Raw genomic sequence first — 9,474 nt, forward strand, 5'->3', positions numbered from 1 at the left:
GGGTACCGCCCGCTTGCGGGGGAGAGCGGCGCAAATGACCGACGAGTACGCCGACCGCGAGCTGTCCCCGGCGCTTTCCGTCGGGGAGGGCGACATCGACGTCAGCCTGCGGCCGCGTTCGCTGCGTGAGTTCATCGGCCAGCCGCGGGTGCGCGAACAACTACAGCTGGTGATCGAGGGTGCCAAGAACCGAGGCGGCACCCCGGATCACATCCTGCTGTCCGGTCCACCCGGGCTGGGCAAGACGTCGCTGGCGATGATCATTGCCGCCGAGCTCGGGTCGTCGTTGCGGGTGACGTCTGGTCCCGCGCTGGAACGCGCCGGCGACCTGGCCGCCATGCTGTCCAACCTCGTCGAGCACGACGTGCTCTTTATCGACGAGATCCACCGCATCGCCCGGCCCGCCGAGGAAATGCTGTACCTGGCCATGGAGGACTTCCGGGTCGACGTGGTGGTCGGCAAGGGTCCCGGCGCGACATCGATTCCCCTCGAGGTGGCGCCCTTCACCCTGGTCGGCGCCACCACCCGGTCCGGCGCGCTGACCGGCCCGCTGCGCGATCGGTTCGGCTTCACCGCACACATGGACTTCTACGAGCCCGCCGAGTTGGAGCTGGTGCTGGCCCGGTCCGCCGGCATCCTGGGCATCGAGCTGGGCGCCGAGGCGGCCGAGGAGATCGCCCGGCGCTCGCGCGGGACGCCGCGTATCGCCAACCGGCTGCTGCGTCGGGTTCGGGACTTCGCGGAGGTGCGCGCCGACGGGGTGATCACCCGCGACGTCGCCAAGTCCGCCCTGGCCGTCTACGACGTCGACGAACTCGGCCTGGACCGGCTGGACCGGGCGGTGCTGTCCGCGCTGACCCGCAGCTTCGGCGGCGGACCGGTCGGGGTTTCGACGCTGGCGGTGGCCGTGGGTGAAGAGGCCGCCACCGTCGAGGAGGTGTGCGAGCCATTCCTGGTCCGCGCCGGGATGGTCGCGCGCACTCCCCGGGGCCGGGTGGCCACCGCCCAGGCGTGGACGCATCTGGGCATGAGCCCGCCGGCGGGGGCGGCGGGACTGGGCCAGCCGGGTCTGTTCGATTAGTGGCGATCGCGAGCGCGGCGTAGCCGGGTGAAGCGGGTCGCCACCGTTGGGCTATCGGCGATCGCGAGCGCGGCGTAGCCGGGTGAAGCGGGTCGCTGCCGTCACCGACCGCCTGGCCCGTATTGCGCCCAAATCGTTACCTTGCCGCCGAGAACGCGCGCGATCTCGGCTCCGGCCTGCTCAGAAGGCCACCGGCGACGCAATGAGCACACCGGCAACGGGTCGCAGCAAACTACATCCGCGGCCAGCCGCCGGTTATACGTGGGCGCCGTCGGGTAACCAGGCTCACAGCAGCAATACCTGTTGAAGGAGATTCTGATGAGGACCACGCGCTACGACTATGAACGCCCTCGCGCGCTGTACATGCCACGCTCCCGCGGCGCGCTGACCGGGTTGCTCCTGATTCTTTTGGGTGCCTGGGGCGCATTGGTGCCGTTCTTCGGACCCAACATCGATTGGGCGTACATGGCCGACCCGGCCTGGACGTGGACGACGACCAAGGGCTGGCTGGAGGTGCTGCCCGGGGCCGCTACCGCCGTTGGTGGCCTTTTGATCCTCTTGTCGGGTAATCGCGCCAGCGCCGTCCTCGGCGGCTGGCTGGCGGTCGCCGGCGGTGCCTGGTTCGTGGTCGGCCGCGCGTTCGCGTCGATGCTGGGCATCGGTGACCTCGGTCAACCGGTGGCGTCGACGGACCTGAAACGCGCCCTGCTCGAGGTCACCTACTTCACCGGCCTGGGTGCCCTGATCGTGTTCCTGGGCGGGGCCGCCGTGGCGCGCCTGGCGGTCCGGCATGCACGAGACGTGGTGGCACCGGCGCCGGTGGCAGGTGACGCCGTACCGGCGGGTGAACCGGCCATGTACGACGAGACCCGCGGCGTGGCACCCGCGCGGGCGGACGCAATGGCAGCCGAGCCGGCCCGTAGGCGGGGGCTGTTCGGTCGGCGCGCCGGTGGCGGCCTGTTCCACCGGCATCACCACGCCGGCGTGTAGGGCGCTAGCTGGTAACTCGGGGCGCCGGTAGCCGTTGGCTACCGGCGCCCTTTCGCGTCAGGGCTGTCCCCGCGACCGCAGGTCGGTAGAGTCACCGGCGCCGGGACATGCGGGAATGGCCGGGTGGCCAGCGCGCACGCCTCGACCGCCGAGGAGGAGCGATGATCGCCGCCGGGTTGGTATTCGCCGCGTTGGCGGCGTTATTGCACGTCTACATCTTCGTGATGGAATCGTTGACCTGGACCTCGCCGCGCACTCGTGCCAAGTTCGGCACCACGGCCGAGGAGGCCGAGACCACCAAGCTGCTGGCCTTCAACCAAGGCTTCTACAACTTGTTCCTCGCGGTCGTCAGTGGCCTGGGCATTGCCGCGATCATCCTGCGGCACAACGCCGTTGGCGCGGCCCTGATTTTTGCCAGCGTCGGTTGCATGGCCGCGGCCGCGGTGGTGCTGCTGTTGTCCGCGCCGGAGAAGGCGCGGGCGGCGGTGACGCAGGGCACCTTTCCGGTGATCGCGATCGTGCTGCTGCTGCTCGGACTTCAGCAGTAACAGCAGTCTCACCTGCCCCAATGGTCCCAGGGGTGCGGTGGCTTTCACCGGCCGTATGGGTTACGACTGGAAAACGCCGGGTACCCATCCCCGGCCGGAAATAGGCCCGGTATTTAACGAGGGGATGTCATGAAATACGCAGAAGACGGCCAACCCCGCGGGCTGAGCATGCCGCGTTCGCGTGGCGCGGTCAGCGGATTGCTCCTGGTCATCTTGGGAGCTTGGGGGGCGTTAATACCGTTTGTCGGACCGCGCTTCAACTTCGCCTACACACCCGACCGGGAGTGGGCGTGGAGCTCGGCTCGGGGGTGGCTCGAGGTTCTGCCGGGAGCCGCGACCGTGCTGGGCGGTCTGTTGTTGATCGTCGCCGGAAATCGGCTGGCGGCCATGCTGGGCGGATGGCTGGCGGTGTTGGCCGGCGCCTGGTTCATCGTCGGTGGTCAGTTCGCGCCGCTGCTGGGAATCGGCTCCGCCGGTGACCCGGTCGCCGCCACCGAGCGCAAACGTGCGGTGCTCGAGGTCGCCTATTTCTCCGGACTGGGCGCGCTGATCGTCTTCCTGGGCGGTGCGGTGCTGGCGCGTACCGCCGTGCGGCTGGCGCGTGACGTCCAGCCCGTGGCTCCGGCCGCACCCGTGGCGACGCCGGGCGTCGAGCCGTACCGCGAGTCGGCGTACGAGCAGCCCGCCGAGGTGTCCTCGGGCGCGCTGACCAAGCCGCGGACGGCTGCCGACCCGGAGCCGCCGAAGCGGGGCTGGCGTCGCCAGCGCCCGGCGTCGAGTGCCAACGCCGCGTACCTGCGCTGGCCGCACCCGCAGCAGTAACCGCGCATAGAACAGCAATCGCCCAGTCCGTGATGGACTGGGCGATTGCTGTCTTGCGCTTACAGCAGTCCGAGCAACTGCAGGTCGGTGATGTACTTGACGATGATCGGCGCCGAGACATGTGGAATGTCTTTGTCGGGGCCGATTTTCGCTTCCTGCACCGCGGCGCGGAAGCGGTCGGTCGGTGCCATCGATCCGTTGATCGGCTTCTCGGGCTGCTGGTAGTTGTGCAGCAGCGGCAGCAGCGAGTACTGGCGCTGCCGCTCGGGTAGACCCCGCATCGTTCCCTCGAACCGCCGCAGCCATTCGCCGTAGTCGGCGATGCGCTGAATCCCATAGCCGGCGTCGATCAGCCAGTCGACGTACTCGTCGAGACCGATGCCGTCGTCGTACGGGTTCATCACATGGTACGTCTGGAAGCCGTCCCCTCGGGAGACGTCGTCCAGCATCTGCGTCCCCAGTGTGGAGATCGCTGCGGCGATGAACTCGACCGGCAGGCCGTCGTAGTGCGAGCGCTGACGGTTGCCCTCGGCGTCCAGCTCGTAGAACGAACCGGGTGCGACACCGGTGGCGACCAGGCTCAGCATCAGCCGGGTGAACATGTCCGGCAGGTTGAGCTGGCCCGCGTAGGTGGTGTCCGCCAGGATCATGTCGCACCGGAAGACCGCGACGGGCAGGCCGCAGAGGTCGTGCGCCTCACGCAGCAGCACCTCGCCGGCCCACTTGCTGTTGCCGTAGCCGTTGGCGTAGTTGTCGTTGATCTCGCGGGTCGCGCTGATCCGCCGAATGTCGGCGTCCTCGACGAACTGGCCCGGCTTGATCTGATCACCGACGCCGATCGTCGACACGTAGGTGTACGGCTTCAGCTTGGTGGTGAGCGCGATCCGGATCAGTTCGGCGGTGCCCAGCGCGTTGGGGCCGAACAGCTCGCTGTACGGCAGCACGTGGTTGACCAGAGCCGCGGGGTCGACGATCAGGTCGACGGTGTCGGCCAGGCGCTGCCAGGTCTGCTGGTCCAGGCCGAGGTTGGCCTCGCCCTTGTCGCCGGCGATGACTTCGAGGTGGTCGGCGGCCAGTTCCTGGTAGTGCGCCACCAACTTCGGGTCGCCGTGCGGGGAGCCCACGCCGAAGGTCTTGTCCAGCCGGGCGCGCGCCTCCTCGTCGGACTTGGCCCGCACCAGCGCGATCACCTTGCCGTCCACCAAGTCCATGCGCTCGAGCCATTCCAGCGCCAGGTAGCGACCCAGGAAGCCGGTCGCGCCGGTCAGCAACACCGTCCGCACCTCGGCGACGGGCCCGGGCAGGGTCGGCGCCGCGGCGAGGGTCTCCGCCTCGAGGAACTTGTCCAGGGTGAGGTCGCCGGCGTGCACCTCGGTCGCTTGATCTTTGGGGCGGCCGTGCACCGCGCCATGAACGGAGGCGAAGGTCGGCCGCTTGGTGCCATGGCGCTCGCCTTCGATGTAGTTGGCGATGGCCTGCAGGTCGCTGGCCGGGCTGACGATGACGCCCACCGGGACGTCGATGTCGAAGATCTCGCGCAGCAGGTTGCCGAATGTCAACGCCGACAACGAGTCCCCACCCAGATCGGTGAAGTGCGCGTCGGGGGTCAACTCGGTGCTCGCCGTGCCCAGCATCGCCGCCGCCGCCCGGCTCACCGTCTGCAGCACCGGCGCGGTCGCGCCGTTGCGGCGCAACTCGGCGAGCTCGTTGGCCTGCCCCTCGGCGAGTTCGGCGTAGAGCTGCTCGAGCCGTTCGCCGTAGTACTGCTTCAGCTTCGGCCATGCCAGCTTGCGGATCCCGGTCAGCAGGCCGTTCTCCAAGCTGAACGGTGTGGTCTCGATGATGAAGTCGCGCGGCACCTCGTAGGACTGCAGGCCCACCTGACGGGCGACGTTCTGCAGCGAGTCGGCGATCTTCGGCTTGAGCGTCTCGACGTCGTCCGAGGCCAGCGCCTCCCCGGTGGGCACCACGACGGCCAGCAGGTAGGGCTGGGCGCTGTTGCCGTAAACGTAGATCTGGCGGACCAGCGGGCTGTTGCCGAACTCGGCCTCCAGCTTCGCGAGGGTCACGAACTCGCCCTGCGCCAGCTTCAACACGTTGTTGCGGCGGTCGACGTACACGAGCTTGTCGGGCGCGACCTCGGCGAACACGTCGCCGGTCCGGTAGTAGCCGTCCTCGTCGAACACGTTGGCCGTGGTCTCGGCCCGCTTGTAGTAGCCGGGGAACATGTTCTCGGTGCGCAGCAACAGCTCACCGCGCGGGTGCGGCCGGTCGGTGCTGAAGTAGCCCAGGTCCGGCACGTCGACGAGCTTGTAGTCGATCACCGGCGGGCGCTGAATCTCGCCGTCGAACAACACCATCCCGGCCTCGGTCGAGCCGTAGCCGTCCATCAGGTGCATCTCGAGCAGGGACTCGACCCAGGTGCGCAACTCGGGCGAAGTGGGCGCCGAGCCCGTCATCGCGAAGATGAACCGCCCGCCCAGCAGGTACTGACGCTGCTCGGCGAGGACCTCCGCCGCCACGGCCTCGCGGGCCTCCGGGCCCGCACCCTCGGGCAGCCGCCGCTCCACCTGGCGCTGGAATTCGCCGAACAGGGTCTCCCAGATGCGCGGCACGAAGTTCAGCTCGGTGGGCCGCACCAGCTCGAGGTCCTCCAGCAGCGTGGAGAGGTCGCTCTTGGCGGCGAAGTACGCGGTGCCGCCGTTGCCCAGGGTGCCGTAGAGGATGCCGCGACCCATGACGTGGCTCATCGGCATGAAGTTGAGGGTGATCGACGCGGCGCTTTCCCCGAACCAGTTCCTGCTGCCCCGGCGCCAGATCTTGGCGACGTTGCTCTGCGGGTACATCGCGCCCTTGGGCGCGCCGGTGCTGCCGGAGGTGTAGATCAGCAGGGCCAGCGGGTCGGGGTCGCCACTCGTCGGGATGGGCGCTTCCGGCAGCGCCTTGCCGCGCTCGAGCACCTCGGCCAGCGTCTCCACCACCACGCCTGCGTCTGCCAGCCGCGTGCGCGCGGTTTCCACGGCCTCGCGCTCGTCGTCGACCTCGGGGTGGTAGTCGAATGCCACCAGCTTGGCGGGGCGATGGCCGCTCAGGATCAACTCCACGGCCTCGGGCAGCTGGTTCACGCTCGCCGCGATCACGGTGGGCTCGGTCTCGGTCACGATCGGCTGCAGCGACGCGGGCGACGCGCTCGTCTGCAGCGGCACCGACACCGCGCTGATGATGGCCAGCGCCATGTCGATGGTGGCGTAGTCGACGCTGTTGAAGCCCAGCACGCAGACCCGGTCACCGACGTGCACCTCGTCGTTGGCCCAGGCCCGGCCAAGCACTTCGACGCGGTCGCCCAGCTCGCGGTACGTGATGGTCTCGTAGCGGGGGAGCAGCTCCAGCCGGGTGCGCCCGGTCGCCGGGTCCTCGACGTACTCCACCACGCGGTGTGCCAGGGCCGGCCGGTCCGCATACCCCTCGAGTGCGGTCCGGATGACCTCTCGGAGACGCAGTCCGGGCTTCTCGAGCGCCGCTTCGATCGCCGGGTCGGGGCGGGCGGCGGCGAACTGGGGGTCGCTCGCGGTCAGTTCCTCGATGCGACGTTCGAGCCGCTCGTCGTTGTTAATGGTCGACATAAACAATTCCCTTGCAATGAAAGATAGTGAGTCGTTTTCGCGCCGATGCGCAGACGATTAGAACGTTAGCTAAAGTAACGGTATTCCACCATGGCCGCGCCGCGGCGGACGTTGTGAGATTGCCCACGCGAGCCCGATGGGTCCCCAGGTCTTACAGGTCGCCCAGCAGCCGGCCCAGGATGTCGAGCCCCTCGTTGAGCAGGCCGTCGCTGATCGGCAGCGGCGGTAGCAGCCGGATGATGTTGCCGAACATGCCGCAGGTCAACACGACGACGCCGGCAGCGTGGGCCGCGGTGGACAGTTTCTGGGTCAGCTCCGCGTCGGGCTCCGAGCTCCCTGACTTCACCAACTCGATGGCGATCATGGCGCCGCGGCCGCGCACGTCGCCGATCCGGTCATCGCTGGCCTGCAGACGCAACAACGGTTCGGTGATCAGCCGTTCCAATTGCTGGGCCCGCTCGATCAGTCCGTCACTTTCGATCGTGGTAATGGTGGCCAGCGCTGCCGCACACGCGATTGGGTTTCCGCCGAAGGTGCCGCCCAAACCGCCGACGTGCGATGCGTCCATGATTTCTGCGCGGCCGGTGACCGCCGACAGGGGCAGCCCGTCGGCGATGCCCTTGGCGGTGCAGATCAGATCGGGCTCCAAACCGTTCGGGCCCTCGTGCTCGCAGGCGAACATCGCGCCGGTGCGCGCGAACCCGGTCTGCACCTCGTCGGCGATGAACACCACGTCGTTGCTCCGGCACCAGTCGAGCAGGGCGGGCAAGAATCCCTCGGCGGGCACGATGAATCCGCCTTCGCCGGCGATCGGTTCGATGATCACGGCGGCGAGGCTGTCGGCACCGACTTGGCTCTCGATCACGTCGATCGCCCGGGCGGCGGCCTTCTCCCCGTCGGTGGCCAGCTCCTTGTCGATCAGGCCGTCCCGGTAGGGGTAGGACACCGGGGCCCGGTAGATCTCCGGCGCGAACGGGCCGAAGCCGCTCTTGTAGGGCTTGGACTTGGCGGTCAGTGCCATCGCCAGGTTGGTGCGGCCGTGATAGGCGTGGTTGAACGCCACGACCGCGGGCTTGCGGGTGTACGTGCGCGCGATTTTGACGGCATTCTCGACCGCCTCGGCGCCGGAATTGAACAACACCGAACGCTTCTCCCCGGAGCCCGGCGTGATCCGGTTGAGCTCCTCGGCGACGGCGACGTACTGCTCGTACGGCGCAACCATGAAACAGGTGTGGGTGAACTCGGCGACCTGCGCGCGCACGGCCTCCACCACCCGGGGCGCGGAATTGCCGATGGTTGTCACCGCGATGCCCGAAGCCAAGTCGATGAGCCGGTTGCCGTCGACGTCCTCGATGATGCCGCCGGAGGCGCGCGCCACGAACACCGGCAGCGAGACGTTCACCCCGTGAGACACCGCCGCGGCGCGCCGTTTTGTCAGTTCCAGCGAAGCGGGACCGGGGATTTCGGTGACCAGCTGGCGAGTCTGCTCGAGCCCGGCCACGATTTTCTCCTCACCGCGGCGCGCCTGTCACGTCGCCACTAAAGCCTATCCGGCTCGGCGCCTACGGGCCTCCCGCATACCGCGGCGGTCGGGAGCGACCTGCGGCAATGGCACACTGGCCGGTACGAGGTGCGCGCCCCGCGGGGCGGTCCCGGCACCCGGCGACAAGAAATGCCTTAAACGCCAATACGAAAGACAGGCCCGTTCATGGAAAGTTTGATTCTCTTCCTGCCCTTCCTGCTCATCATGGGTGGGTTCATGTACTTCGCGTCGCGGCGTCAGAAGCGCGCGATGCAGGCCACCATCGACCTGCACGAGTCGCTGCAGCCGGGGGACCGCGTGCACACGACGTCCGGCCTGGAGGCGACGGTCGTTGCGATCACGGAGGACACCATCGACCTCGAGATCGCGCCCGGAGTGGTGACGACGTGGATGAAGCTGGCCATCCGCGACCGGATCGTGCCCGACGACGATGAAGACCTGGCCGACGGTGACGAGTCCGACGACTTGGCAGAATCCGACGAGGGCCGGGTGACCAAGGATTCCTGACGGCAGATCCCGTCCGGCGCCCGACCGCTTGCGCAAGGGGCGGGTGCGCGACACTAGGCTCTTTTCAGGGCTCTGTCCGGGGTAAGAACCGCAACTCGAGGAGATAGAAGGAACGTGGCATCGTCTTCGGCGCCGGTGCACCCTGCCCGCTACCTGTCGGTTTTCTTGTTGCTGCTCGTCGGCGTCTACCTGCTGGTGTTCCTGACCGGGGACAAGCGCGTCGCTCCCAAGCTCGGCATCGACCTTAAGGGCGGTACGCGCGTCACGTTGACCGCGCGTACGCCGGACGGGTCGCGCCCGAGCCGCGATGCGCTGGCACAGGCACAGCAGATCATCAGTGCGCGGGTCAACGGGCTTGGC

General features: G+C 68.3%; 7 protein-coding genes and 1 pseudogene. 6 read left to right on the plus strand and 2 right to left on the minus strand.

Features of this window, described 5'->3' with window-relative positions; all coding sequences use genetic code 11:
- Positions 1-34: 34 nt before the first annotated feature.
- The 4 genes from ruvB to A5678_RS05745 all read left to right on the plus strand — a co-directional run bounded on the left by ruvB (position 35) and on the right by A5678_RS05745 (position 3,441).
- The gene (gene ruvB, locus A5678_RS05730) at positions 35-1,081 is read left to right on the plus strand and encodes a Holliday junction branch migration DNA helicase RuvB (RefSeq protein ID WP_068039744.1); all 1,047 of its coding nucleotides are present in this window, start codon (positions 35-37) and stop codon (positions 1,079-1,081) included.
- Between the two features lie 318 nt (positions 1,082-1,399).
- Positions 1,400-2,071 (plus strand): hypothetical protein, encoded by a 672-nt coding sequence (locus tag A5678_RS05735; RefSeq protein ID WP_068039747.1) that lies wholly within the window; start codon positions 1,400-1,402, stop codon positions 2,069-2,071.
- Positions 2,072-2,232: 161 nt separating this feature from the next.
- Complete coding sequence (locus A5678_RS05740; RefSeq protein WP_068039749.1) at positions 2,233-2,619, plus strand: DUF1304 domain-containing protein; 387 nt, start codon at positions 2,233-2,235, stop codon at positions 2,617-2,619.
- A 129-nt stretch (positions 2,620-2,748) separates the two neighbouring features.
- Positions 2,749-3,441 (plus strand): hypothetical protein, encoded by a 693-nt coding sequence (locus tag A5678_RS05745; protein ID WP_068039751.1) that lies wholly within the window; start codon positions 2,749-2,751, stop codon positions 3,439-3,441.
- 59 nt (positions 3,442-3,500) lie between these two features.
- Here the strand turns inward: A5678_RS05745 and car are convergent, their stop codons facing one another.
- Positions 3,501-7,064, minus strand: a complete 3,564-nt coding sequence (gene car / locus A5678_RS05750; RefSeq protein ID WP_068039754.1) for a carboxylic acid reductase — start codon at positions 7,062-7,064, stop codon at positions 3,501-3,503.
- Positions 7,065-7,215: 151 nt separating this feature from the next.
- Entirely contained in the window at positions 7,216-8,565 is a 1,350-nt protein-coding gene (gene gabT, locus A5678_RS05755; RefSeq protein ID WP_068039756.1) for a 4-aminobutyrate--2-oxoglutarate transaminase, read from the minus strand.
- A gap of 207 nt (positions 8,566-8,772) precedes the next feature.
- Here gabT and yajC point away from each other — a divergent pair, with 207 nt between their 5' ends.
- Both yajC and A5678_RS05765 read left to right on the plus strand, forming a co-directional pair.
- A complete protein-coding gene (gene yajC / locus A5678_RS05760; RefSeq protein WP_068039757.1) occupies positions 8,773-9,114 on the plus strand; it encodes a preprotein translocase subunit YajC in 342 nt (113 codons plus the stop codon).
- A gap of 114 nt (positions 9,115-9,228) precedes the next feature.
- Positions 9,229-9,474, plus strand: a pseudogene (locus A5678_RS05765) (protein translocase subunit SecD); the annotation flags it as partial.

It is taken from the genome of Mycobacterium sp. E2733, from assembly GCF_001667585.1.
In the GTDB taxonomy this organism is placed as follows: Bacteria; Actinomycetota; Actinomycetes; order Mycobacteriales; family Mycobacteriaceae; genus Mycobacterium.